This is a genomic window from Rhizobium sp. NLR10b, assembly GCF_019685435.1.
Taxonomy (GTDB): Bacteria; Pseudomonadota; Alphaproteobacteria; order Rhizobiales; family Rhizobiaceae; genus Rhizobium.
Genome location: NZ_JABDWV010000026.1, coordinates 1 through 23,032 on the forward strand (window position 1 = coordinate 1; position 23,032 = coordinate 23,032).

The 23,032-nt window shown below is 59.1% G+C and carries 23 protein-coding genes and 4 pseudogenes; 6 read left to right on the forward strand and 21 right to left on the reverse strand.

The features are described 5' to 3' along the window. Together purU and HJB91_RS28730 are read left to right on the forward strand one after the other, a co-directional pair. Nucleotides 1-146 (forward strand): annotated as a pseudogene (gene purU, locus HJB91_RS28725) (formyltetrahydrofolate deformylase); the annotation flags it as partial. A gap of 3 nt (nt 147-149) precedes the next feature. Continuing rightward, nucleotides 150-305, forward strand: a pseudogene (locus tag HJB91_RS28730) (tetrahydrofolate dehydrogenase/cyclohydrolase catalytic domain-containing protein); the annotation flags it as partial. A 131-nt stretch (nt 306-436) separates the two neighbouring features. Here the strand turns inward: HJB91_RS28730 and HJB91_RS28735 are convergent. The 10 genes from HJB91_RS28735 to HJB91_RS28780 form a co-directional block, all read right to left on the reverse strand. Next, complete coding sequence (locus HJB91_RS28735) at nt 437-763, reverse strand: heme-binding protein (protein WP_221127752.1); 327 nt, start codon at nt 761-763, stop codon at nt 437-439. 17 nt (nt 764-780) lie between these two features. Further along, a complete protein-coding gene (locus tag HJB91_RS28740) occupies nt 781-1,761 on the reverse strand; it encodes an ROK family protein (RefSeq protein ID WP_221127824.1) in 981 nt (326 codons plus the stop codon). Between the two features lie 14 nt (nt 1,762-1,775). Then, on the reverse strand, nt 1,776-2,477 hold the full coding sequence (locus HJB91_RS28745) for a ribulose-phosphate 3-epimerase (protein ID WP_221156650.1): 702 nt from the start codon (nt 2,475-2,477) through the stop codon (nt 1,776-1,778). After that, the gene (locus tag HJB91_RS28750; protein ID WP_221156651.1) at nt 2,464-3,291 is read right to left on the reverse strand and encodes an alpha/beta fold hydrolase; all 828 of its coding nucleotides are present in this window, start codon (nt 3,289-3,291) and stop codon (nt 2,464-2,466) included. Before HJB91_RS28750 ends, HJB91_RS28745 begins: the two co-directional genes overlap by 14 nt. Continuing rightward, entirely contained in the window at nt 3,288-4,124 is an 837-nt protein-coding gene (locus tag HJB91_RS28755) for a sugar phosphate isomerase/epimerase (protein WP_207245486.1), read from the reverse strand. The genes HJB91_RS28750 and HJB91_RS28755 overlap by 4 nt, the downstream gene beginning before the upstream one ends. After that, nucleotides 4,124-5,200: a Gfo/Idh/MocA family protein gene (locus tag HJB91_RS28760; protein ID WP_207244640.1), complete on the reverse strand. Its 1,077-nt coding sequence runs from the start codon at nt 5,198-5,200 to the stop codon at nt 4,124-4,126. The genes HJB91_RS28755 and HJB91_RS28760 overlap by 1 nt, the downstream gene beginning before the upstream one ends. Nucleotides 5,201-5,225: 25 nt before the next feature. Further along, nucleotides 5,226-6,311, reverse strand: coding sequence for an ABC transporter ATP-binding protein (locus tag HJB91_RS28765; protein ID WP_221156652.1), 1,086 nt, complete (start codon nt 6,309-6,311; stop codon nt 5,226-5,228). A gap of 5 nt (nt 6,312-6,316) precedes the next feature. Continuing rightward, nucleotides 6,317-7,174 carry a carbohydrate ABC transporter permease gene (locus HJB91_RS28770; protein WP_409079597.1) on the reverse strand — a complete coding sequence of 286 codons (858 nt, stop codon included), beginning with the start codon at nt 7,172-7,174 and terminating at the stop codon, nt 6,317-6,319. Nucleotides 7,175-7,211: 37 nt separating this feature from the next. Beyond that, a complete protein-coding gene (locus HJB91_RS28775) occupies nt 7,212-8,093 on the reverse strand; it encodes a carbohydrate ABC transporter permease (RefSeq protein WP_221156653.1) in 882 nt (293 codons plus the stop codon). A gap of 108 nt (nt 8,094-8,201) precedes the next feature. Further along, a complete protein-coding gene (locus HJB91_RS28780; RefSeq protein WP_221127826.1) occupies nt 8,202-9,455 on the reverse strand; it encodes an ABC transporter substrate-binding protein in 1,254 nt (417 codons plus the stop codon). Between the two features lie 128 nt (nt 9,456-9,583). Between HJB91_RS28780 and HJB91_RS28785 the strand changes: the two genes are divergently transcribed. From HJB91_RS28785 to HJB91_RS28795, 3 genes are read left to right on the forward strand one after another with little or no spacing between them, the layout of a single operon-like run. Then, nucleotides 9,584-9,955 (forward strand): CidA/LrgA family protein, encoded by a 372-nt coding sequence (locus HJB91_RS28785; protein WP_207244644.1) that lies wholly within the window; start codon nt 9,584-9,586, stop codon nt 9,953-9,955. Further along, on the forward strand, nt 9,948-10,646 hold the full coding sequence (locus HJB91_RS28790; protein WP_221156654.1) for an LrgB family protein: 699 nt from the start codon (nt 9,948-9,950) through the stop codon (nt 10,644-10,646). The genes HJB91_RS28785 and HJB91_RS28790 overlap by 8 nt, the downstream gene beginning before the upstream one ends. A 24-nt stretch (nt 10,647-10,670) precedes the next feature. Continuing rightward, a complete protein-coding gene (locus tag HJB91_RS28795; RefSeq protein WP_207244646.1) occupies nt 10,671-11,879 on the forward strand; it encodes an ROK family transcriptional regulator in 1,209 nt (402 codons plus the stop codon). Here HJB91_RS28795 and HJB91_RS28800 read toward each other — a convergent pair. The 9 genes and pseudogenes from HJB91_RS28800 to HJB91_RS28840 all read right to left on the reverse strand — a co-directional run bounded on the left by HJB91_RS28800 (nt 11,873) and on the right by HJB91_RS28840 (nt 19,616). Continuing rightward, a complete protein-coding gene (locus tag HJB91_RS28800) occupies nt 11,873-12,535 on the reverse strand; it encodes an HAD-IA family hydrolase (protein ID WP_259667438.1) in 663 nt (220 codons plus the stop codon). The genes HJB91_RS28795 and HJB91_RS28800 overlap by 7 nt on opposite strands. Before the next feature lie 38 nt (nt 12,536-12,573). Beyond that, the gene (locus HJB91_RS28805; RefSeq protein WP_221156656.1) at nt 12,574-13,008 is read right to left on the reverse strand and encodes an RbsD/FucU family protein; all 435 of its coding nucleotides are present in this window, start codon (nt 13,006-13,008) and stop codon (nt 12,574-12,576) included. Nucleotides 13,009-13,093: 85 nt separating this feature from the next. Then, nucleotides 13,094-14,224 carry an ROK family transcriptional regulator gene (locus HJB91_RS28810; RefSeq protein WP_221156658.1) on the reverse strand — a complete coding sequence of 377 codons (1,131 nt, stop codon included), beginning with the start codon at nt 14,222-14,224 and terminating at the stop codon, nt 13,094-13,096. 164 nt (nt 14,225-14,388) lie between these two features. After that, complete coding sequence (locus HJB91_RS28815; RefSeq protein ID WP_221156703.1) at nt 14,389-15,159, reverse strand: SDR family NAD(P)-dependent oxidoreductase; 771 nt, start codon at nt 15,157-15,159, stop codon at nt 14,389-14,391. Between the two features lie 29 nt (nt 15,160-15,188). Further along, nucleotides 15,189-15,947 carry an ATP-binding cassette domain-containing protein gene (locus HJB91_RS28820; RefSeq protein ID WP_221108444.1) on the reverse strand — a complete coding sequence of 253 codons (759 nt, stop codon included), beginning with the start codon at nt 15,945-15,947 and terminating at the stop codon, nt 15,189-15,191. Further along, a complete protein-coding gene (locus HJB91_RS28825) occupies nt 15,944-17,182 on the reverse strand; it encodes a sugar ABC transporter permease (RefSeq protein ID WP_221156660.1) in 1,239 nt (412 codons plus the stop codon). The genes HJB91_RS28820 and HJB91_RS28825 overlap by 4 nt, the downstream gene beginning before the upstream one ends. Before the next feature lie 23 nt (nt 17,183-17,205). Next, nucleotides 17,206-18,243: a substrate-binding domain-containing protein gene (locus HJB91_RS28830; RefSeq protein WP_221156662.1), complete on the reverse strand. Its 1,038-nt coding sequence runs from the start codon at nt 18,241-18,243 to the stop codon at nt 17,206-17,208. Nucleotides 18,244-18,453: 210 nt separating this feature from the next. After that, nucleotides 18,454-18,832, reverse strand: a pseudogene (locus HJB91_RS28835) (ATP-binding cassette domain-containing protein); the annotation flags it as partial. Between the two features lie 220 nt (nt 18,833-19,052). Next, nucleotides 19,053-19,616, reverse strand: coding sequence for a TetR/AcrR family transcriptional regulator (locus HJB91_RS28840; protein ID WP_221156664.1), 564 nt, complete (start codon nt 19,614-19,616; stop codon nt 19,053-19,055). A 108-nt stretch (nt 19,617-19,724) separates the two neighbouring features. Between HJB91_RS28840 and HJB91_RS28845 the strand changes: the two genes are divergently transcribed. After that, entirely contained in the window at nt 19,725-21,134 is a 1,410-nt protein-coding gene (locus HJB91_RS28845) for an amidase (protein WP_221156667.1), read from the forward strand. Nucleotides 21,135-21,346: 212 nt separating this feature from the next. Here the strand turns inward: HJB91_RS28845 and HJB91_RS28850 are convergent. Then, nucleotides 21,347-22,111: pseudogene (locus HJB91_RS28850) on the reverse strand (SDR family oxidoreductase). Nucleotides 22,112-22,149: 38 nt separating this feature from the next. After that, entirely contained in the window at nt 22,150-22,944 is a 795-nt protein-coding gene (locus tag HJB91_RS28855) for an SDR family oxidoreductase (RefSeq protein WP_221156669.1), read from the reverse strand. Between the last annotated feature and the right edge of the window lie 88 nt (nt 22,945-23,032).

Consider the following 23,032-nt stretch of genomic DNA (forward strand, 5'->3'; position numbering starts at 1 on the left):
ATGTCTCGATCGGCCGCGACGTCGAAAGCCAGGTGCTGGCCCGCGCTATCCACGCCCATATCCATCATCGCACCTTCATCAACGGCAACCGCACCGTCGTCTTCCCGGCCAGCCCCGGAAGCTACGCATCCGAACGCATGGGCTGAGAGATGGTCGAGGTCATCGACGGCAAGCTTGTAGCTGCATCCGTAATTCAGACGGTCAAGAGTGCGACGGCAGCGCTGGAAAAGATGAGCGGCGTCACCACCGGCCTTGCGGTCATCATCGTCGGCGACGATCCGGCAAGCCACGCCTATGTCGGCTCTCCGGCCGGAGAGGTTCCCTTCGATCCATTATGCGATCTTCTTCGCACAGAATGTGAACACAACGGCAACAGACCGGACACTGGCTTCGAAAACGCTCGCCGTGCCAGAACCGTTGACCCGCTATTTCAGTGTCAGTTATGGAACCGACCACCGGTGATGAAGCCAGCGTGCATTTCCAGGCCGATGGCCGAGTTAATGCCATAGGCCGGCTTGCCCGGTTGGCTGACTTCCCCGTAACTCTCGGTCGTTCGCTTCGCACCGGCGGCCGTATAAGCCTTGTCCTGTGCGATGATGGTGCTGGTTATCTTGCCGCCGTCCATGCGTTCGAACGCGATCAGTTGCCCCGCTTCGTCCGTCACGGCGATGCACATCGGCACCCCAATTGCTTCAGCACGCGCTCGCGCACCCTCGAGCAGAACGCGGGCGTCGGCCAGGCTCAATCTCTTAATGGTCAGCACATCGTTCTCCTTCGATTTCAGCGGAGCGCAGCAAGCGCGAACAAATGCTGCTCAGGGCGTTTCGCTAGAAAAGCAAGCGCGGCGGCGCCGACGAGACCTGAATTCTGGCCCAGCGCGGCACGCACTACGTTCACGTCCTTGAAAGCCGGCATTGCCCATTGGGCGATGTAGTCCTGGATGCCGGGCTGGAGGCGATCGAACTCGTGAGAAATCCCGCCCCCCACGACGACGATATCGGGGCTGAAGATGTGGATCAGGCTGGTAAAGCCCCGCCCGAGAATTTCCGCCTCCTCCTCGATCAGCTTACTGGCAAGGGTATCGCCGTTCCGTGCCGCCGCGAAGACGTCCCGCGCGTGAATCTCTCCGCCGTTCTTTCCGAGCGTCGTCTCTTCGCAGCCGATGGAGCGCGTCCGGGCGCGCAGGGTGAATGCCGTGCCGGAACCATAGGCTTCGAAACAGCCGTGATTGCCGCAGGGGCACAGCGCGCCGTTAGGCTCGACCGACATGTGGCCGATGTGCGCGGCCATGCCCTTGCGGCCCCGCACAACTCGCCCATCGGCAATGACACCGCCGCCGATGCCCGTGCTCACAGTAACGTAAACAAGGTTTTCGAGCCCTTTGCCCGCCCCGAACTGCCACTCGCCGATCGCCGCGGCGATACCATCGTTTTCGAGACTGACCGGAAAGGCAAACCGTTTCTGCAGCTCCGCCTTCAACGGAAAATCAGTAAATCCGGAGAGGGTCGGAATATCCCTTGCGATGCCGCTGACCGTATCGATCGGACCCGGCGTCGAGACGCCGATGCCCACGACCACGGAAGGCTTGGCTGCCGCCAGCAGGTTTTCGGTCAGCCCGCGAATTTGCGAAAGGACACGCTCAGGCCCGGCGTGGGCCTCCGTCTGCTCTTCCATGCGCGCCACGATCGTGCCGCGCTCATCTATGAGAGCCGCACGAACCTGCGTTCCCCCTAAGTCTATCCCGATGGCGATCTGATGCATGTTCAAACCGTGCGTTAGAGTGCGCGTAGCCACGCCATCCGCTCTTCGAGCGATGGAGCATTAAATGCCAGAGAACCGAGGACGACCGTTTCCGCGCCCGCCTGGCGCAGCAGCGGTACCGTGTGCTCACGGATACCGCCATCGGCAGCAAGGACGATACGGTGCGTCGCGCCGCTGGCCGCGATGACCCGGCCGGCTTCCTGAAGCCGCTCACCGGCCTTTTCGTCAAGTCCCTGTCCCTTGACGCCGATGGCCGTGCCGAGCAGCGTCACGAAATTCAGGCGTGGAACGAATCTGGCGATGCGCTCCACGGGTGTCTCGACCCTCAGCACCATTCCGGCCGAGACGCCGCGTCGGTCCAGAAGATCGATCGCCGTATCGGCAACCGCCTCGTTTTCGACATGGATGCTGATGAGATCGCTGCCGGCATCGGCAAACTGCTCGATCTGCGGCAACAGCACATTGTCGGACACCATCAGGTGAACATGGATCGGCCGCGAGGAGACCTTGCGCACGCCCGCTACCAGATCAGGGAAGAAGAGCATCGCAGGCGCGAAGTGACCATCGGCGACATCGATATGCAGGACGTCGACAAACGGTTCCACACGCGCGAGATCATCGGCAAGCCGCACGAGATCGGCCGACCACACGGAAAACTCAGCGATCAATCGGTCGCTCGGCAGGTTGGCGATCCATTTTCTATTAGGCTTGCTCATATCTCAGACTCTTCAGGAAATTGCCCATCGCAAGCCGGAAATCGGCAACGTACTTCTCCCGGTTTTCCACTTTGGGCGTAATTTGAACGAGGCGTGCACGGGGTATGATGCGGGCCAGGGTGTGCGCGTGGGTGAGCGGGTGAATCAGGTCCTTCTCATGACCGATCACCAGCGTTGGAACTTCAAGGTTGCGAACCTCAGCTTCCGTCACATCCGGCCCATCGCCGGAAATCGCGGTCAGGAGTGCCGCGGTCACCTCGATCGGAGTCCGTGAAAAGAAACCGGCAAGCGATGCCAGATTGTCAGGCGCCTCCGTTGCGAGGCGGCGGCCGATCGGTCCGTCGAGAAAGGCGACCTTTGCCTCTTCAGGCGGCATGGTTTTCAACAGTCTGCCCACTTCGGCATTCGGCGCCATGTTTTCCGGCCCAGCCTCAATAACCCATGCAGGTCGAGCAACCACAAGTCCGTTGACGAGATCGGGCCGCTTGACCGCAAGTCGCAGCGCGATTGCTGCCCCCATCGAAATGCCGCCGATCACCACGGGCTCCTGCAGATTGCGTTCGATGTATAATGCAATGTCGTCCGCGGACGTCGCGATCGACAGCTTGTCGAGCCTGCCCGGCTGTGAGCGGCCATGGCCCCTTGCCTCCACCGTAATCCGGCGCAGCCCCGGCTCGGTCGGAAAGGCTTCGCGCGTCTGGCCAGCATCGCCGCAAAGGCCGTGCTGAAAGACGACGGTCTGCCCTTCGCCGGCTGCGTCGACATTCAGCAGCGTGCCGTCGGAGGTTTCGAACGGGCCGATGGCCGTGCTCATGAGGCCACTCCGTCCTGCAGATGGTTTTTCAGGAAAGCTGAGACGCCGGGCGCTTCGCCTACCGACAGACCGTGGGTGATCAGGCTGCCTTCAAAGCCGATGCTCTTGAGACGGCCGAGGTAATGGCCGTAGTCGAGCACGCCCTTGCCGGCTGTCGCGAAGCTGCCGTCCGGATTGCGATCCTTGGCATGGGCCATGACGATGCGATCGGCCAGAAGGTCAACGGCGCCCGATACGAGAGCGCGCTGCTCTTCAAGGCTTGCGATCTCGAAGAGGTTGGCCGGGTCGAGCACAATCTTGATGCGCGGACTTTTTATTTCGTCAATGAGCCGGCGAGCCTTCGCCGCCGAATTCACAACGTTGGCAAGCTCCGGTTCGATGCCGAGATCGACGTCGTAGCGGTCGGCGATACCAACCGCCGTTTCCATGGCTTCCAAGAGATCGCGCCATGCTTCTGGCGTATTGTTATCCGGATGCTCCTTCCACTGATCTACAGGATCGCCCGTGCCGGTGCACAGCGTGATGAGCCTGGTGGACATGCCCGCGCAATTGCGCGCAATGACCTCAAGCTTAGCGTGACCGACGGCGCGAACGTCCCGGTCGGGGTGGATCATGTTGTAGGTGCCGGACACAGCGACAACGTCCACGCCGGTAGCGTCTGCTGCATCGCTTACCGCTTTGGCCTGCGCTGCCGAAATGTCTTCCGGCATGGATGGCAGGCCGGAACAGGCCATGTTGTATTGTGCGCAAACGAACCCGGCCGCCGCGACAGCCTTGAGGACCATTTCGGGATCGTTGCCATCAAAGGTCTTTGCAAATATCCCGAGCTTCATCACACGCCACCCGTGGCGTCGGCAAGTGCAACAGACTTCCCGCTTTCAACGGAGCGGGCAATCGCGACCATAGCCTGGACCGAGGCCAACCCGTCGTTGATGTCGGCACCTTCCATCGGTGCATCGTCGAGAATGGTGCGTGCGAAGCCTTCGACCTGGCGGCGGTAGAAGTGGCCGTCGGCGCCGAGAACCCGGTGGGTGGCACCATCTGCCTCGCGGAAGATATCGACCTCGCTCGACTTATAGTACCAAGGGTTGTACGTCTTGCCGAGAATGCTGCCGTTCTTGCCATAGATCTGGAAACCTTCGTGCCAGTCCATGCGTACCTGAACCGTCAGATCGAGATGGCCGAGTGTGCCGGAGGCAAACTCGACATCAATGAACCAGCACCAGATGCCGGAGCGCTCGGAAAGCCGCGCGTTCACAGACACAATATCGCCGGCGAAATAGCGCGCGGTATCGATCAGGTGGCAGCCATGAGCCAGCATATAGTAGCGGCGAAGATCAGCCTTGGGGTTCGTAGAGGGCCGCTTGGCATGTGCGCTGGTCACGATCAGCGGCTGCACCGCATCCGTCATCGGGTAGCGGTGAGTATTGTCACAATACCAAGCCTTCAGCGCGATCAGATCGCCCATCTCGTCACGGATGAAAGACTTGGCAGCCTGCAGGCCTGCGTCAAAGCGCTTCATGTGACCGACCTGGAAGGTCTTGCCGGACTTTTCGACGGCGGACTTGAGGTCCACGCATTCCTCGACGGTGACGCCGACCGGCTTTTCGCACAAGACATGCTTGCCCGCTTCCAGTGCTCGAATCGAGGCCGGAACGTGGAAGGCATCGGCCGTTGCGATGATGACGGCGTCGAGATCCGGATCAGCCAGCATCTTGTCGTAGTCGTTATACGATTTTTGCGCACCGTGGGTGATCACCATGCGCTCGCGCAAATCGTCCGCGACATCGCAGATAGCATAGAGATCGGCGTTTGCGGCCTTCGTGCAGGCTTCGAAATGCGCTGCCTGGGCGATCTGACCGGCTCCGAGCACGCCGACGCGAAGGCGTCTTTCCTGTTTTGCTGGCATTGGTAAGTCCTTGGGTCGTTAGCGTTTAGAGAGCGACGCCGGTCTCGGCGTCGAAGAGAACTGCTTTTGATAGATCGAGTGCGAAGGATGCTTCCTCTCCGATCCGGACCGGGGTGCCGGTGGGCAGGCGCGACATGATTTCGCGCTCACCTGTGCGCAGGGCCACGAACACGTCCGGGCCAGTGGGCTCGATGACATCCACATGCAGCGTCAGTGTTGGATTGGAGGAGTTGCCGTCCGTCGCCAGTGAAATCCATTCCGGCCTGAGGCCCAGAAGCACTTCCCTGCCGGGGGCAGGCATGTCGATGACTGAGGTGGGGACCGGCAAAGTCGTATCCGCGCCTTTAATGGAGAGGCACTGGGAGCCGGAGGTGACTACGGCGGGGAGCAGGTTCATTGGCGGCGACCCCATGAAGGTCGCGACGAACACGTTTGCGGGCCGATCGTAGATGTCTTCGGGCGTACCGAACTGCTGCAGAATACCGTCCTTCATCACGGCAATGCGGGTCGCCATCGTCATGGCCTCGATCTGGTCGTGTGTGACGTAGACGATGGTTGCCCCGAGTCGCTGGTGCAGTTTCTTGATCTCGGTGCGCATTTCCACACGCAACTTCGCATCGAGGTTTGATAGCGGCTCGTCGAAGAGAAAGATTTTCGGCTCGCGAACCAGCGCTCGTCCCATGGCAACACGCTGACGCTGCCCGCCCGAGAGCTGGCCTGGGCGCCGCTTGAGCAAGTGGCGGATCTGAAGCAGATCTGCAACCTTGCCGACGCGCTCGACCCGTTCGGCTTTCGGCATCTTGCTCATCTCCAGCGAAAAGCCGATGTTCTGCTCGACCGTCATTGCCGGGTAGAGCGCATAGGATTGAAACACCATGGCGATGTCTCTTTCCTTCGGTTCAAGGCCCTGCACAGATCGACCATCGATGGTGATCGAGCCCGTTGTGTGCTCGTCCAGCCCCGCGATAATGGAGAGCAGGGTCGATTTACCGCAGCCTGAAGGACCGACAAGGACAAGGAACTCCCCGTCTTCAATGGAGATGTTGATGTCCTTCAGGACCGTCAGACTCCCGAAGCTTTTGTTGATGTGATTGATCGCCAGGTTGGCCATCGTCGTTATCCCTTCACTGCACCGGCCATCAGACCACGAAGGAAGTACCGCCCTGCCGCCACGTAGATAATTATGGTGGGCAGCGCGGCGATCATCGCGGCGGCCATGTCTTCGTTGTAAGCTTTGGTGCCTGTTGATGTATTGACCAGGTTGTTCAGCGCGACCGTCACCGGTTGACTGGAGCCGGCTGCGAACGAAACGCCGAACAGAAAGTCATTCCAGACCCCCGTGAACTGCCAGATGATGGACACCATCACGATCGGCCAGGAGATCGGCAGTAGTATCCGGAAGAACACGGCCCAGAACCCGGCCCCGTCGATACGTGCCGCCTTGAAGATCTCCGCCGGCACGGTCACGAAATAGTTTCTGAAAAACATCGTCGTGAAGCAAATCCCGTAAACGACGTGAACGAGAACGAGACCGGGTATCGTGCCGGCGAGTCTCAATTGCCCCAGGAGGCCGGCCATCGGGATCAGTACGATCTGTAGTGGGATGAAGCAGCCGAACAGGACCAGGCCGAAAAGGATATTGTCGCCCCTAAATCGCCAATTTGCGAAAATGTATCCGTTCAGTGCTCCGAAGCCCACCGACAGCAGTGTGGCCGGTATGACAATCAGGAAGGAATTGCCGAAGTAGCCCTTCAGCCCCCCGCAGGTAACCCCGATGCATGCTGAATGCCAAACGTGCTTCCATGCTTCGAAGGTGATCGCTTTCGGAAACGACAGAATATTGCCGGACCGAATTTCGTCCATGCTTTTCAGGGACGTGAAGATCATGGAAACAAGGGGCGCCAGGAAAACCGCGGCTGCGATAATCAGGCATCCATAGATAAAGCTCCGGCCGAGAATACGGGTCACTTTTATGTCGGTGCCCTTCGATAGGATTGCGGCGCTTTCCGCATCAAGTCGCAGGCTCATTGCGCAGCTCCGAATAAAGATAGGGGATGATGATGCTTGCCAGAGTAACGAGCATGACGGTCGCGCTGGCCGCGCCGACCGCGAGCTCGTTACGCGTGAATGTCATCGAATACATGAACGTCGATGGAAGTTCGGTGGACACGCCAGGACCACCCTTCGTGAGCGCGACGACAAGGTCGTAGCTCTTGATGGCGAGATGCGCCTCGATCACGAAAACCGTGAGGAAGGCTGGCCGGAGGGCCGGAATGATGATGCGCGTGTAGACCTTGTGTATGGGCGCCCCGTCTATGCGGGCAGCGCGAAGAATCTCGGCATCTATCCCGCGAAGGCCAGCCAGGAAAAGCGCCATGACAAAGCCGGTTACCTGCCAGACGCCGGCGATGACGATCGTGTAGATCGCGCGGTCGGGCTCAATCAGCCACTGAAACGAAAAAGACGTCCAGCCAAGCTCGCGCATCATGTGCTCCAAGCCGAGGCCGGGGTTCAACAGCCACTGCCAGATGACGCCCGTAACCACGAATGAGAGCGCCATCGGGTAAAGGAAGACAGCCCGGAACACACCTTCGAAGCGAATACGCTGATCGATCAGGATGGCGATGAACAGGCCAAGGCAGGTCGCTCCAATGATATAGAGACACCCAAAGATCGCCATGTTTTCAATGGCCGTGATCCATCGGGGGTTTTCAAAAAGTCTTCCATACTGTCGCCACCCAACGAAAGTGAAGTTGGCGAACATCTTTGATCCGGTGAAGGATAACAGCGCCGTGTAGGCGATGAAGCCATAGACGCAGACCGTGATGACCGCCAACGATGGCGACAGGACGATTGCTGGCATTACCTTGCCAAGGCGTTTTGAAAAGGACATCGGCTGGCTCGGAATCAACAGGTTGGCGTCCCCGTCTCCGACGGGCGCGCAACCTCGCTGCAGGATACCCCCGCCGCCTCGTGGACGGCAGGGGCAGGGAGGAGCTGGTTACTTCGCAGCCTGGATGGAGCTGATCAGCGCAGACACGGCATCCTTGGACGACATGTCCGAGTTGAAGTGCTGAGTCACGACGTCGAAGATCGCGCGCTGGATCGACGCGGGCTCCGCGTGGCCGTGAGCAAGCGACCCCATCAGCGTGCCGGCCTTCTCGGCCGTCTTCAGGTCGGCCATGGATTTCTGAGCGCAGGCATCGAACTTGTCACCCGGCACGTCGGAACGCGCTGGGATCGATCCTTTCACGAGATTAAAGGCTTGCTGAAATTCAGGCGACATGACGCTCGATGCAAGTTTGGTCTGTGCATCGACCTTGTCGGCACCAACCGGGAACATCGCGAGAAAGTCCGTGTTGAAAAGGAACGAGCCCTCGGTTCCTGGCGCGGTAACGCAGAGGATATCGACGCCCGGTTTCATGCCGGCCTTGACGATTTCGCCCTTGGCCCAGTCACCCATGAGCTGCATTGCTGCATCCCCCTTAAGGACCATTCCAGTTGCAAGGTTCCAGTCGCGGCCGGAAAAATTCGGATCGACATAACCGCGGATCTTGCGCATTTGATCGAAGACCTTGACCATTGTGTCCGAGCCAAGCGCGGTCTCGTCCAGCTCGATGATCGCTTTCTTGTAGAACTCCGGCCCGCCGAGCCCCAGAACCACGTCGTCAAAAATCGTCGTGTCCTGCCAAGGCTGTCCGCCATGCGCCAGCGGCGTAATTCCCTTGGCTTTGAGCTTTTCCGCAACCGCGTTGAACTCGTCCCAGGTTTTCGGTGGCTCCAGCCCGTTGTCCTTGAAAACTTTAGCGTTGATCCAGAGCCAGTTGGGCCGATGTATGTTAACCGGAACGGCCTGCCACTTCCCATCATGAACAGCGAACTGCTTGATCTGATCCGGGACGACCTTGTCCCATCCCTCTTTTTGGGCAACCGAGGTCAAGTCGCCGAGAAGACCCTGCTCGGACCACTCGTTAACGGCCATTCCGAGCAGCTGAGCAGCCGTCGGGGGATTGCCGGCGGCGACTCGCGCTTTGAGAGTGGTTGTTGCAGCTTCACCGCCGCCTCCGGCGACCGGCATATCCTGCCAACTGACGCCCTTCTTCTGCAGATCGTCCTTGAGGACGCCCACAGCTGCAGCCTCTCCGCCCGATGTCCACCAGTGCAACACCTCGACGCTTTCAGCCGCAAACGCATGGCCGCTGACCGAGGCGCTCAGTGCAGCCGTCAGGGCCGTTATTTTGAACGATAAACGCATGTAGTCCTCCTCCAACCAAACCGGCACCATGCCGGATCTCAGACAAACGACGCTCCTCTCGTTTGTTTCGATTGCAAACAAACATACTAGGGTTTATGAGTCAAGGGAGTTTGTTGTGGAGTCGAACAATGCTCGTTGGGATTACGTTTCTGCTGATATTTCAGCTCTTTGGCGAAGTCATCGCCTATTACCTCCATGGCCTCGTACCCGGGCCAGTTATAGGCATGGCTTTGATATTTGGCGCGCTGACAGCATCGAAGAGAACTCCGATCGGCAAGCTGATGCAACCGACCGTCTCCACATCCCATGCCCTATTGGCGAATTTTGGAGCCCTGTTTGTTCCAGCCGGCGTTGGAATCATCCAGCATTTGGACCTCCTTGCCGAAAGAGGCCTGACGCTTTTCGTGACGATATCCGTCTCAACAGTTGCGACGCTGATCGTCACCGTGTGGTGCTATCTGGCGATCAAGCGGCTGATCGGGGGGACAAGCCATGGATGAAGGCTTGTGGGTTTACCTTGCAGCGTCCCCGCTCTCTTGGCTTTCCGTAACGCTGTTTGTCTGGATAATCGCGCTCAAGATCGCAAGGGCGCTTCCCGCCAATCCTCTTGTCAATCCGGTTCTGCTGTCGGTCGTGACGATCGCATGCCTGCTTTCTGTCTTTCACATTAGATACCAGACCTATTTCGCCGGCGCGCAGTTCATTCATTTTCTGCTAGGGCCAGTGACTGTGGCGCTCGGTATACCGCTTTATGAAAAGCTTCATCTGGTCAGGGCCAATCTTATTCCGATGGTCGTGGCGCTGTTTGCCGGAAGCCTGACGGCGGTGACTTCCACGATTTATTTGGGCCGCTTCTTCGGCTTCGATCAGACGGTCATCGCTTCTCTCGCTCCAAAATCTGTCACGGCGGCGGTCGCCATGGCTATCTCGTCTGGTTTACACGGCGATCCTGCCTTGACCGCCGCCGTCGTCATTATGGCCGGCATTACTGGCGCCGTCGTTGTGACCCCGCTGATGAACGCGATGAAGATCCGCGATTACAGTGCGAGAGGGTTCGCCGTAGGGCTTGCATCGCACGGAATTGGCACCGCTCGTGCCTATTCGGTTGACCCGGTGGCGGGTCTTTTCTCAGGACTCGCCATGGGCTTGAATGCGCTCGTCACTTCCTTGATTGTACACCTCTTTTTGTGAGTCTGATTTAACTGGAGGACACCAATGTCCATGCCGCGCGCCGTAAGGCACATTAACGAGGTCAGGGCGCTGGATGTTGTTTTTCGCCATGGCAGGATCAGCCGGGCGAATATCGCCAAAGAGCTCGGCATGGTTCGCTCGACGGCAAGCAGCATCGTTGCCAGCCTGGCCGATGAAGGATTGCTGGTGGAAGACGACTCACAGGATGACAAAAGTGCCGGCACGGGCAGGCCCGGGACGTTTGTTCGCATCAATCCAAACTATGGGATGTTCATAGGCGCAGATATCGGCGTCGGTCGCATGAACGTCGTCGCTCTCGACATGGAGGCGTCGGTCATTGCGCAGTCGACGGCGGACTTCAGCCTCCTGGAGGCAAGCCCCGACGTCGTGGTGCAGAGGTTGGCGGATGTCGTTGAGAATATCAGGCAACGGCTCGGCAATGAATATCGCATCCGCGGCCTATGCCTGACCGCCCCGGGTGTTATAGATCGCAATGGCACGGTTTTGCGCGCTCCCATTTTGGGATGGCGGCAAGAACCGATCCTGGAGCGATTACAGCAGCGCCTGCCCGAAATTCCTCTGCTGATTGCCGAAAACGATGCAAACGCCTTCGCAATTGCCGAGATCTACCAGTCCAAGGACGAGCGCGGCGAGACCGAGATCTACATCTATCTGGACGCCGGTGTCGGCGGGGCGATTGTGAATTCCGGTCAGCTTCTCCGTGGACAGGATGGCTATGCCGGTGAGCTTGGCCACATCATTCTGGGTGACGAGGGCTTCGTTGAACTGGCAACCGTTTCGGGATCGTTCGAGAGCTTCATCGGGCGCGAAGCTGTGCTTGCGCGCTATCGCTTTCACGGTGGCTCAGCAGATGACATTCAAGCATTCATGGAAGCCGCCAGGCGACAGGAAAAAAGCGCTCTTTCGACACTTAAGGATTGGTCGTTTTATCTCGGAAGAGGAGTTGCGACCCTGACAAGTATTTTCAATCCCACGCGTATTGTACTCGGCGGACCGGTCGCCGCCCTTTTCGACCTTTGCCGTGAAGAGACGCTCGAGAAAGTGGCGCGCAATCTCCTCGACGGGCATCCGATCCCGGAAATAAAGCTCTCGTCGCTCGGCCTCGAAGGCCCCGCGATCGGGGGCGCATCAATGCTGCACAAGCAGATGTTGTCTGTAGACGAAAACCTTGTCTTCCGCCGCCCGAAAATGGAGGCTGGACGCGCTCAATGATCAGAATGACATAAGCCCAAGGCCCCGTTGACGAGCCTCGGTTTGATGCGTTCGTAACTCTCAAACTGGTGGTGGTCGACCTTCATCCGCCGCTTATGCGTCTCGGTAATGATGCAGACCTGACAACCTGCCGCGGTTGCGGCGGCAATCCCCACTTCGGCATCCTCGAAGACAAGGCAACGTGCGGGTTCGACCGAGAGGCGCTCGGCGGCCAGAATGAAGCAATCAGGCGCCGGCTTTCCCCGCTGTACGTCCTCGGCTGTTACGAGTACCGCTGGTGTCGGCAATCCGGCCGCCTCAATCCGTCTTTTGGCCAGTGCGGAAGGCGCAGAGGTCACGACGGCCCATCGGTGAGATGGGAGGCTGCTCAAAAAATGCTGTGCACCGCCGATTGCAATCACACCGTTGATTTCATCGATTTCCGCCTGTGTTATGGCGGCAGCCTCGGCCTGCGGATCGACATCCGGTAGGCCGAGGGAAGAGATTGTTTCGAAGGCCCTGCGCCCATGGATCGTGGGTAGAAACACTTCTGGATCAAGCCCGAACTTCCAAGCCCAAGCGCCCCAAACCCGTTCAGCAGCGGCAATAGAGTTGAGGATCGTTCCGTCCATGTCAAAAAGGAAGGCGTCGAAAGAAGAGGCGAAAAGATCGGGCAAGATGACACCTGACGTTGGATTGCCGCGTGGATTCCGATTTATTCGGGCGCAATGACACCTTTGCGCAGAATGACACTGCCATAGAAGCGTCGCTCTCCAGTGACCACGACCGTATGGGCGGCGCGGACGCGGTCCTTGAATTCATCCGGCTCGACTGCGGTGAGTTCGACCGCCCTGCCCTGCGCTTTCTCAAGGCCGGCACTGTAATCTTCGAAAACGGGCAGGATCTTGGCGGCATCGCCTTCAGCGATCATGCGCCATGCCACATGCGGTTCCTGTTCTTCCAGTGGAAAGATCTTGAGGATGGCTTCCAGCGCCCGTGGCCCGGAAACGCCGTCGAGACGGATGAGGCGATCATCGCCGGCATCGCACGGGAAGTTCGCATCGACGATAGCAATATCGTGCCGATGCCCCATCGCTCGGAGAGCGTAAAGCAGTTCCGGAGAGAGAATGGGGTCGATTAGCTTCAGCATCTGCTTCCTCCACTGGCTGGCTATTTGCGTTTGTATTATACAAATACAAATTTGGAGTCAAACCCGTTTGGCGTTCCGCGTCGAATTAAACGGCAGGCAGTTCGGGAAGGTCGAAGAGGCTCTCGCGAAGAAGAGCGGCAGCGCCAATGGCAGCTCCATCCCCACCGAACCGGGCAACGGAGATAGGGGGGACGTTGAAGCCGTGGACGAGGTTTTCAGAGAGGAGGCTCTCGACGCGCTCTGCCACCTTTGGGTAAAGGACGGCGAGTGGCCCACCCAGCACGATCGTTTTCGGGTCGAGAATATGAATGAGGTTAAGGATGCCGGTTGCCAGTCCCAAGGCCCATTCATGAAGAGCCTGGTCGAGAGCCGGAGATCCTTCCCGGGTCACGAGTTTGGCAAGACCTTCCGGGATTGGGACACCATTCTCGATGAAGGGCAGAAATCTTTGGTAGCCAGCGAGGATTTCGAACGTGTGCGTGGCCGCCATTCCAGGCCGCCCACCCATCACCATGTGCCCGACTTCCCCTCCAAGTCCGTGTGCGCCCTCGACGACCCGCCCCTGCCGCAAATGCGCGCTGCCAATACCCTGTGCAAGCAATAACAGCAGTACGTCGCTCAGATCGCTTTCCGACGAGTCGGCGGCGACCGCGCTTGCAAGAGCCACTGCGTCATTGCAAATTTGAAGCGGCAGCGAGGGTTTCATCGCTTCCGACATGGCTGAAACGACGTCGACGTCTCGCCAGCTCAACCATGGCGCGGAGATGATTTTCCCGTCGCGCACGATACCCGGCGCGGAAATACAGACCCCGCGCACCCTCGATGCCCGGACCTTTGATACGTCAACCAGTTCCTTCGGCAAGGCGGCGAGCAATTCGATCACCCGCTTCGGCTCGTGATAGCGGTCGGCAATCGACACGATCCGCTTGGCAACCACGCGCATCGAAAAGTCGATCAGAACCGCGTTGATCTCGGCCGAGGAAATATCGAGACCGATAAAGTAGGCGCCTGCCGGATTGAGCGATACGAGAGCCCCGGGGCGCCCGGCTCCATTGGCCTCGGCGCTTTCGTTGAGGTCGATAACGAGATTTTCTGCAAGAAGCTGCTTTATCGAATTGCCGACGGTCGCGCGCGTCACGTTCAGTTCGCGCGCAATATCTGCGCGCGACAGAGGAACGTCTCTGCGCAGGACGCGCAGACAACGCACGGCATTCATGTGTCTCAAGACACTGTTCGTCGTCAAGTTTCCTCCCACTGACAGCATTGTCGATCAGGAGCTGTTGTCAGGCACCGGCAATGCACTCGAATCATTGCTTAAAATACACCTCCACGCACTAGCAGATGGCAGCGTGCAGGCAAAGGTTTGAGCGAAGGACATCGTCATGCAATCGACCATCCCCCGTCCACCAACAGGTTGGCGCCAGTCACAAGGGATGCGGCAGGGGATGCGAGGTAGACCACGGCTCCGACAACGTCATCGGTATCACCGATCCGCCCGAGCGGGATATGGCCCACGGTACGTGCATAAAAATCCGGATCGGCAAGGACCGGGCGGGTCGAATCCGTCCATATGAAGGTGGGCGAGACCGTATTGACCGTAATGCCATATTGCGCCCACTCGGCTGCCAGGCATCTGCTCAAGTGGTTGATAGCCGCCTTGCTCATGCAATACAGGGCTTCACCGCGAAGCGTGACGGTCCCGGCCTGTGAACTGATGTTGATGATGCGACCGCTCTTCCGCTCGATCATATGGCGGGCAACCGTTTGCGTGACGAGGAAGGTGCCTTTGATGTTAACATCGAGGATCTGGTCAAGCGCCTTTTCGTCGACGAGTTCCGCGAGGTTTCCCGGCGCCACGCCGACGTTATTGACCAACACGTCGATTTTTCCGAATGCCGCGACAGCTTCGGCAACCGCTTCGGCGATTTGACCGCTGTTTGAGATGTCCATCGTGACGGCGAGAGCGCGTCGGCCAGTGGTCTTCAGTTCCACAACGAGATCGGCAACCGCCTCCACGCTTCGCACGCCGATGACCACATCGGCCCCGGCGGCGGCGCAGGCGAGTGCGATCGCGCGACCTATACCACGCGCCGCGCCCGTTACGAGAGCAACCTTCCCGTCGAGACTGAAGTTTGGTGCTTTGACTGTCATATTTCTTTCCATTCTCGGGTTGGTATGCCTCATGCCGTCGCGGCAAGGCGAGCCGGCTTGCGGCCAAGGATGATCATTTCGAGCGCGTCGTCCTGTGTCAGGTCTCGCGTCGGATAGGAACCGACAACGCGTCCGGATTTCATCACGGTGATCCGGTCCGACAGCGCGAAGACATCGTGCATGTCATGGCTGATGAGGAAAATACCCAAACCCTGCTTTTTGAGTTCCTCAATCAAGATGCCGACGTTTTTCGTTTCCTCGGGTCCAAGGGCGGCGGTGGGTTCATCCATGATGAGAATGCGCGCGTTGAAGTGAAGTGCGCGTGCGATCGCCACCGCTTGCCTTTGACCACCTGACATGGATCGGACGGACGCGTTCAGAGAAGGTATCCTCAACCGCATGCGCTCTATCGTCTTTCGTGCCCCATGCTCCATCGCTTCCGTGTCGAGGAAACCGAAGCGGTCGGTCTGCTCCCGACCGAGGAAAAGGTTAGAGACCGCATCGAGATTATCGGCGAGCGCCAACGTCTGATGGATCGTCTCGATCCCCAGTTCCTGTGCATCGTGGGGGGACCGGATATCAACGGTTTCGCCGTCGATCAGGATCTCGCCGCTGTCTGCGGGAAAGACTCCCGACAGCATCTTGATGAAGGTGGATTTGCCAGCACCATTATGGCCGAGTAGCGCGACGACTTCGCCCGGCATGAGCGATACACTGACATTCTCGACTGCGTGAACGCCGCCAAATGCCTTGTTGACGTTTCTGGCTTCGAGCAACGGAGTCGTCATGATGGCCTCCTTTCGCGCCACATTGTATCAATCCAGACGGCGAGTACGAGAACGCCCGCAAGCACCATGCTCTGCAGCGGGCTCGCAACTCCCATCAGGACCATCGCGCTTTGAAGACTTTGCATGATCAAGGCGCCAATGCAGCCACCAAGAATTGTACCGGCTCCTCCGGCAAGCGACGTCCCACCGATCACTGCTGCCGCGATCACATAGAGCTCCATCATCGTGCCCGCTCCGCTGGCTGCGGCGTTCAGTCGGGCCGTAAGAACGATCGAGGCCAATCCAGACAGGAACCCCATCAGAACGAAGACTTTCAGGACGACGCGTTGGGTATTGATGCCCGTCAACCGCGCGCTGAGTGGATCGCCGCCGACGGCGAACACGTGGCGTCCAAACCTGTGCTTTTTGGCGATGACCGTCATAAGCATCGTCACCGCGATCAGGATGAGAACGGGAACGGCCAATCCCATCGACTCTGTCGTTCCAGGCCGATAGTAGCTGTTCATGACTGCCACTAGACCGAATGCACAAACGCACCATAGTGCCGCCGGAACAATGTCGGATGCCGTTAATGCATTCTGTATGCCAAGCGACTTTTTGCGCTGGTACCTGCGAACAAGGTTGAAGACGACATAGGCGGTGACCGCGCCGGCCGCAGCCCAGCTCAGGGTGGCTCCAAGAACTCCGTTCTGTCCCCCGCCGAGATTCTGGAACGTCGAGCTCAGGGGGGCGATCGTGGTGCCATCGTTCAGTTCATAAGCAGCATTGCGCAGGAATAGCAGGCCACCCAGCGTAACGACGAACGAGGGTATGCGCGCGTAGGCGACAAGCGCGCCCTGGATCAAACCGATCACCATACCGCCCGACAGCATGACGAGGCAGGAGATCCACCAGGCGTGCGGGCTGTCGGGGAGCCAGCTGCTTTGCACGAGACCACCGAGGACCCCGAGAAAACCGACCTGAGATCCGACCGAGAGGTCGATGTGTCGCGTCACGATGACCAGGATCATGCCCGACGCCATGATGGCCACGACCGAGACCTGCAGAGAGAGATTGAACAGGTTTCGAGGCGACAGGAATACGCCGTTGGTAAGGATGTTTGCGCAAAGCCATATCAAAGCAAGGACGGACACCATCGCCACAAGGCGAGTGTCGCGGCCCCATCCCCCGACTGCTTGTAGCAGTCGGGGGAAAAGCTTCGTCGAGCTGGACGCAGGTTGAAGAACAGATGTCATGACAGAACTCCAGCTGGAACTGTTTATTCGCAGGCTTTTGGCAGGTTCTTCGTCACGCCTTTGCAAAGCACGTCCTTCGAGATCCAGCCGGCCTTGACCACGAGGTCGAGGTTGTCGCGCGTAATGGCGACGGGATCGAGAATTATTGCGGGCTGCGAAGCGCCGGTTGATGTCTTGCCAGGCTTTACGCCCGTCACCCCATCAATTTTTGTGCCCTTGATGATTTCGACGGCAGCATTCGCCGCGACGGTTCCAAGTGCGTTCGCGTCCTTCCAGACGGTCATCGTCTGGTCACCTTTGGCGATGCGATTGAGGACGTTCTTGTCGCCGTCCTGCCCGGAAATGCCGACCTTGCCAAGAAGGTCCTGGCTGGCGAGTGCTGCTGCCACGCCGTTGGCGATGCTGTCGTTCATCGCAAGCACTGCATCGACCTTGTTGTTCGTCGCTGTCAAGACTTGTTCCATGAGCGACTGCGCAACGTCCGGCTTCCACTGCTCAACGTTCTGCTGGGCAACGATTTTGATATCGCCTCTGTCGATTGCGGGCTGGATCGCCTGCATCTGACCGCTCTTGAAAACCTGCTGGATCGTCTGGGCAGGGTCTCCGTCCATCGCAACGTAGTTGCCCTTTGGCACAGCTTTCAGGAGAGCCTCGCCCATGACACGGCCGACAGCCACGTTGTCGAAGCTTGTATAGAGGACGTCGCCGGTGTCGATCGGAGCATCGTAGGCAATGACGGCGATGTTGCTGCGCTTGGCCTCGTCGATAACAGGAATGATGGCCTTGGCATCCTGAGCTACGACGACAAGCACCTTGACCCCACGTGCAATCAGACTTTCGATGTCTCCTGCTTGTTTCTGCGGGTCGCCCTGCGCATCGATGCCGACATAGGAAACTCCGGCCTTTTCGAGCACGGACTTCATTGCCGCTTCGTCGATTTTCCAGCGTTCATCCTGAAAGTAACGCCAGCTCACACCAACCGTGTCTTGAGCGGCAGCGGCAGTCGTCATCAAGGCGACAGCGGTCGCGACGCCTGCGAGCATATGTGGAAACTTCAGCATTCCGTTCCTCCCGTTGATAGAGCTGGCGCGCGATCTCCCGACGCGGGCCACAGCGCGAACTCCCATCGCGCATTTGTATTTGTTTAAAGCAGATACATATTAGAGTCAATTGGGCTGTTATTGAGATTTCATCGCCGTTTCAACTGCGCGATAGTTTTAGCAGTTGAAGAGATTCGAACCTCTAACCGATATGTTCTTCTTGGATCGCACCTAGCCCGGCTGATGCAATTCAAACGAGGTTTGGTGGCGCTCGATCCCGGGGACTGTTTGACCGAAGGAAGTTCGTGTTCGCTCATGCTTCGGATGATCGAACATCTGCTCAGGCGGTCCCTCTTCCAGAATCTTTCCGCGATGGATCACACGACCGGTCAGTGACTTCACGTGCAAAGCCCATCCGGTGGGTGACGACAAGCATCGTCATGCCGCTGCCAGCCAGCTCCCGCATGACATCGAGAACTTCGCCGACCATTTCCGGATCAAGCGCACTCGTCGGTTCGTCAAAAAGCAGCACCTTCGGCTCCATTGCCAGGGAGCGGGCGATCGCCACACGCTGCTGCTGACCGCCGGACAACTGGCTCGGATATTTTCTGGCATGTTAATTGGTCGCGTTGGTGAGGGCCGCAGCTGGCTTTGCTCTTGAAGGGAATCGAGCTATCGACCCGCCTCAGTATAAAACTAAGGCTCTGAAATCCTTTCTTTGGGATCGTAGGCTTAGCTGATACCGGGTGGCAAGATCTCAGCGCAATCTCCTGCAATGCGGTGCCTTGCCGAGCGGCGCTTAGCGTAGCTTCACCCGATTAAGTGAAATATCAACCTGGCAGAAATCCTGTCGCTCGGTAGCTTTCGACCATTGCATCGAACAGCGAGATGTCGGACCTGCTGCGGGCCAGGAGCTGCGCTCCCGCGACAGCGGCGAAGATCGCCCGCGCCCGCGCTTCGCTCCCCTTCTTATCCGTCAGGCCGGCATCGAGCAGCCGGTCCACAAGCCAGGCGATATTGACGTCGGCGAAGGTCTGCACCTCTTTGCGGACACGTTCCGGGAGATCGTCGTACTCCGCCCCAAGGAAGCTGCCAAGGCACAGGCGGTTGCCATTTTCCAGCGACATCCGGAACGTCTGAGGATACTTTCGAAGACTGGCTTTGGGATCGCCCTCCTCCTTCGCAACTTCAACCAGCCACGCTTTCGTGTCCTGCCAGTAGCGCTCGGCGATCGCCGCAGCGAGATCCGCCTTGCTCGGAAAGTGGTGGTAGATGCTGGCGGCCTTGATGCCGACCTCGGCTGCAAGCTCGCGCATGTTGAGACCGCCATAGCCGTGCGACTGGGCGCTCAAACGCCCCGCCGCGAGAATGGCTTCCCTTGCACTTCCGCTCATGCCGATATTCCTTCCGCTTCACCTAACAAATGTTAGATAGGGGTTGACGACGAGATTGTAAAGGCCTAGCTCTTGTCTGCCTACCAACTGTTAGTTAGATAGAACGCAATGAGCAACGAACTGATCTATTCCGACGCCACAAGGCTTGCCGAACTCATCCGCCGCAAGGAGATATCGCCCGTCGAGGTGGTACAGGCGCATCTCGATCGCGTCGAAGCGGTCGATCCTAAGATCAATGCGATTGTTACCGTGGCGGAGGGAGCCCTCGAGGCGGCCCGAAGAGCCGAAGCCGCAGTCCGAGCCGGCGAAGAACTCGGTCCGCTGCATGGCGTGCCGTTCACTGTCAAGGATTCCATCGATACAGAGGGTGTCATGACACAGCGCGGCTCACCGATCTTCAAGGGACGTTCGCCCGACCGCGACGCGACCAGCGTCGCGCGCCTGAAGAAGGCAGGCGGCATTCTGCTGGCCAAGACCAACCTGCCAGAGTTCTCCTACTGGATCGAAAGCGACAACCTGCTCTCCGGGCGCTCGAACAATCCATGGGATCTGGAGCGGACGCCGGGCGGATCGAGCGGCGGCGAGTCTGCCGCCATCGCTGCGGGCATGTCGCCACTCGGTCTTGGGACCGATCTTGCGATCTCGGTGCGGGGACCTGCCGCGCAGACGGGGATCACCTCGATGAAGGCGACGCACGGCCGCGTGCCGATGACCGGTATCTGGCCGCGTGCGCCGCGCCGTTTCTGGCACGTTGGTCCGATGGCCCGGTCAGTGCGCGACGTCGCTCTCGCCTTCTCGCAGTTGGCAGGACCAGACGGCGAGGATGCCTTCTCGTCGAGCACGGTTCCGTTCGACGCCGGGATCGGTAGACAGCCGTTCCGGCAGCTCCGCGTCGGATGGATGGTTGGCCCTGGGTTTGGCCCGGTCGATTCGGAAGTCGTCGCTACCGTCAAGGCGGCGGCTGAAGCACTGAAGGATGTCGGTCTTTCAGTCGAGCATGTCGGTATCCCAGCTCTCGAGAAGGACTTCGCCCTCGACGTCTTCAACCGTCTGCATGTGATGGAGATGAAGCCCGCTTTCCGCAAGGCGACCGCAGGCCGTCGGGACGACGAACTCTACAAGATGGCGAAGACGATGCTGTCGCTGCCCGACACGTCCATGGACGAATACATTGAGGCCGAGCAGGCGGCCGAGCGGCTGCGCGATGGCTATGCCGATTACTTCTCCCGTTACGACGCGCTGATCACTCACGTCCTGCCGATCCCGGCCCATAAGCACGGTGTTGAAGAGTTCGTAATCGATGGTCAGACGGTGGATGCGACCTATCTTCAGGGCGCAACCGTGCCTTTGAACGTCACTGGCCTTCCCGGTGTCTCAATGCGGTTCGGCAGCAGCAGGGAAGGCCTGCCGATCAACGTGCAGATCGTTGGCGCGTGGCAGGCGGAGTCGACCATCCTGCATGTCGCCTCGCTGCTGGAGAGAGTCAGCCCGACGCGCGGCCAGCACCCGACGCTCTGAAAATCTGCCCATCCGCACGGCCTTCTCGACTGGGAAGGCCGTGCTCCTATGCGACATCAGTGATCGGTCACCCCCGCCACCGGTCTGCGCGACCGCCATCCCGTCGCGCGCCCTAAGGTAGTCCTTTAGGCGGTGGCGTTTTTGTGTGAAGTCATGCTCTGCCGACCGATTTTGGCCGATGTCGATCGGATCGAGCGCCATCCGCCTTTGTCTCAAGCGCTGACCGGGATCGGGTTATCGATTATGCTGCGATTGAACACTTCGAAGAAGCCATGTTCGTTCGCGCCCGGATTGTCGCGCAAGGGCTTGATGGCATCGACGATCACTTCGGGTGCATTTGTGGCGAGCGCGACGAGCGTCTGCTCGATAAAATCGGGTAGCGGCATGGCGCGCGGGTCACCGCTTTTATAGATCAGGTCGGTATCCACCCACGGCGGGGCGATTTCCTGCACGCGCACTGTGGTGTCGCGCAGTTGAAAGCGCTGCGACAGAGCAAAGGAATGAAGCGCCGCCTTGGTCGCCGAATAGATCGCATTACCGGCGATCGGAACGAAGGCAAGCACGCTGCTGGTGTACAACACGGTTGCCTCGGGTTTCGTCTTCAGATGTTCGATCAGCGCAGAGGTCACACGGATGGGCCCAAGCAGGTTGGTGGTGATCAGGTCCTGCATGAGGGCGTCGTCAACCGGTCCGGAGACATCGTCGAAGGGCATAAATCCGGCGTTGTTGAACACCACATTGAGATCGGGGATGATTCTCGATCAGTTCCCTCGCGGCGGACTGGATGCTGTCGAGGCTCGAAACATCGAGCGCGATGGCCGCCATGCCGGGGTTGGCTGCGGTCACTTCGTCGAGCAGTGCAGTGCGCCGTCCGGAGATATCACCTTGTTGCCAAGGCGATGCAATGCTTCCGCCAGACCCCGCCCGATGCCGCTCGTGCCGCCGGTGATGAAGATGGTGTTGCCAGTCAGTTTCATGGGGTCAGTCTTTCACTTTAAAGAGGGTTGGAACGTTTTCAGGCTGCGGTCGTAAAGCGCGGAGCTGGCCGGGTGGCGGAGAGCTGCGGGCCGAGGGCGCGACGCGCCGCCTCATAGGCATTCCACAGCTCGATATCCCGCAGCGCAGGGATGGTGCTGGTCTCGCCCTGATCGAACCCGGCAAGGGCGGCATCGACCATGTCCTCGGCCTGCATCACGATCTCATTGGGAAGATGCTCGACCGGCAGACCGCCGAGAGCCCAGAAATCGGTCCGTGTCGCGCCGGGCAGCACGGCCTGAGCACGGATGCCGCGGTCTGAAAGTTCGTGGTTGAGCGAGGTGGTGAACGCCTGAACGAAAGCCTTTGTCCCGCCATAGACGCCGTTGAGCAATTCTGGCGCGACCGCAACAATCGAGCCGATGTTGATCACCGTGCCGCCGCCGCGCGCCACGAAGCCGGGCACTGCCGCGTAGGTCAGGCGCATCAAGGCGGTCACGTTGAGCCGGACCATGGCCTCCATACGATCGACATCGCTTTCCAGCAGCGTCGTGTGGGTGCCGATGCCGGCATTGTTGACCAGCGCAGTGATGCTGGCGTCTTCGCGCAGCACCTTCTCGACGCCCGCAAGATCGGCCGCGTCGCCCAGATCGGCAACAAGAACTTCAACCGCGCGGTTCGTCCTGTCCGAGATCTCCGAGGCGAGCGACTGGAGCTTGTCCTTGTTACGGGCAACAAGGATCAGGTCGTAGCCCCGCGCGGCAAGACGGTCGGCGTAGATCGCGCCGATGCCGGTGGACGCACCGGTGATGAGTGCAGTTCCCTTGTTGGTCATTGGTCTGTCCTTGTTCGAGGAGAAAGCGCCATCGCTTTCGACAAGGACGTTATGGACCAAACGATATTTGTCCGATATGACGTATAAA

Excerpts from the sequence above, each read along its gene's own strand:
- HJB91_RS28765 (WP_221156652.1), bottom strand. The coding sequence starts at position 6,311 with ATGGCCAACCTGGCGATCAATCACATCAACAAAAGCTTCGGGAGTCTG.
- HJB91_RS28810 (WP_221156658.1), bottom strand. The coding sequence starts at position 14,224 with ATGAATGCCGTGCGTTGTCTGCGCGTCCTGCGCAGAGACGTTCCTCTG.
- HJB91_RS28755 (WP_207245486.1), bottom strand. The coding sequence starts at position 4,124 with ATGAAGCTCGGGATATTTGCAAAGACCTTTGATGGCAACGATCCCGAA.
- HJB91_RS28825 (WP_221156660.1), bottom strand. The coding sequence starts at position 17,182 with ATGACATCTGTTCTTCAACCTGCGTCCAGCTCGACGAAGCTTTTCCCC.
- HJB91_RS28845 (WP_221156667.1), top strand. The coding sequence starts at position 19,725 with ATGAGCAACGAACTGATCTATTCCGACGCCACAAGGCTTGCCGAACTC.
- HJB91_RS28840 (WP_221156664.1), bottom strand. The coding sequence starts at position 19,616 with ATGAGCGGAAGTGCAAGGGAAGCCATTCTCGCGGCGGGGCGTTTGAGC.
- HJB91_RS28820 (WP_221108444.1), bottom strand. The coding sequence starts at position 15,947 with ATGACGACTCCGTTGCTCGAAGCCAGAAACGTCAACAAGGCATTTGGC.
- HJB91_RS28830 (WP_221156662.1), bottom strand. The coding sequence starts at position 18,243 with ATGCTGAAGTTTCCACATATGCTCGCAGGCGTCGCGACCGCTGTCGCC.
- HJB91_RS28785 (WP_207244644.1), top strand. The coding sequence starts at position 9,584 with ATGCTCGTTGGGATTACGTTTCTGCTGATATTTCAGCTCTTTGGCGAA.
- HJB91_RS28760 (WP_207244640.1), bottom strand. The coding sequence starts at position 5,200 with ATGCCAGCAAAACAGGAAAGACGCCTTCGCGTCGGCGTGCTCGGAGCC.
- HJB91_RS28805 (WP_221156656.1), bottom strand. The coding sequence starts at position 13,008 with ATGCTGAAGCTAATCGACCCCATTCTCTCTCCGGAACTGCTTTACGCT.
- HJB91_RS28740 (WP_221127824.1), bottom strand. The coding sequence starts at position 1,761 with ATGCATCAGATCGCCATCGGGATAGACTTAGGGGGAACGCAGGTTCGT.
- HJB91_RS28855 (WP_221156669.1), bottom strand. The coding sequence starts at position 22,944 with ATGACCAACAAGGGAACTGCACTCATCACCGGTGCGTCCACCGGCATC.
- HJB91_RS28745 (WP_221156650.1), bottom strand. The coding sequence starts at position 2,477 with ATGAGCAAGCCTAATAGAAAATGGATCGCCAACCTGCCGAGCGACCGA.
- HJB91_RS28750 (WP_221156651.1), bottom strand. The coding sequence starts at position 3,291 with ATGAGCACGGCCATCGGCCCGTTCGAAACCTCCGACGGCACGCTGCTG.
- HJB91_RS28790 (WP_221156654.1), top strand. The coding sequence starts at position 9,948 with ATGGATGAAGGCTTGTGGGTTTACCTTGCAGCGTCCCCGCTCTCTTGG.
- HJB91_RS28780 (WP_221127826.1), bottom strand. The coding sequence starts at position 9,455 with ATGCGTTTATCGTTCAAAATAACGGCCCTGACGGCTGCACTGAGCGCC.
- HJB91_RS28815 (WP_221156703.1), bottom strand. The coding sequence starts at position 15,159 with ATGACAGTCAAAGCACCAAACTTCAGTCTCGACGGGAAGGTTGCTCTC.
- HJB91_RS28775 (WP_221156653.1), bottom strand. The coding sequence starts at position 8,093 with ATGTCCTTTTCAAAACGCCTTGGCAAGGTAATGCCAGCAATCGTCCTG.
- HJB91_RS28795 (WP_207244646.1), top strand. The coding sequence starts at position 10,671 with ATGTCCATGCCGCGCGCCGTAAGGCACATTAACGAGGTCAGGGCGCTG.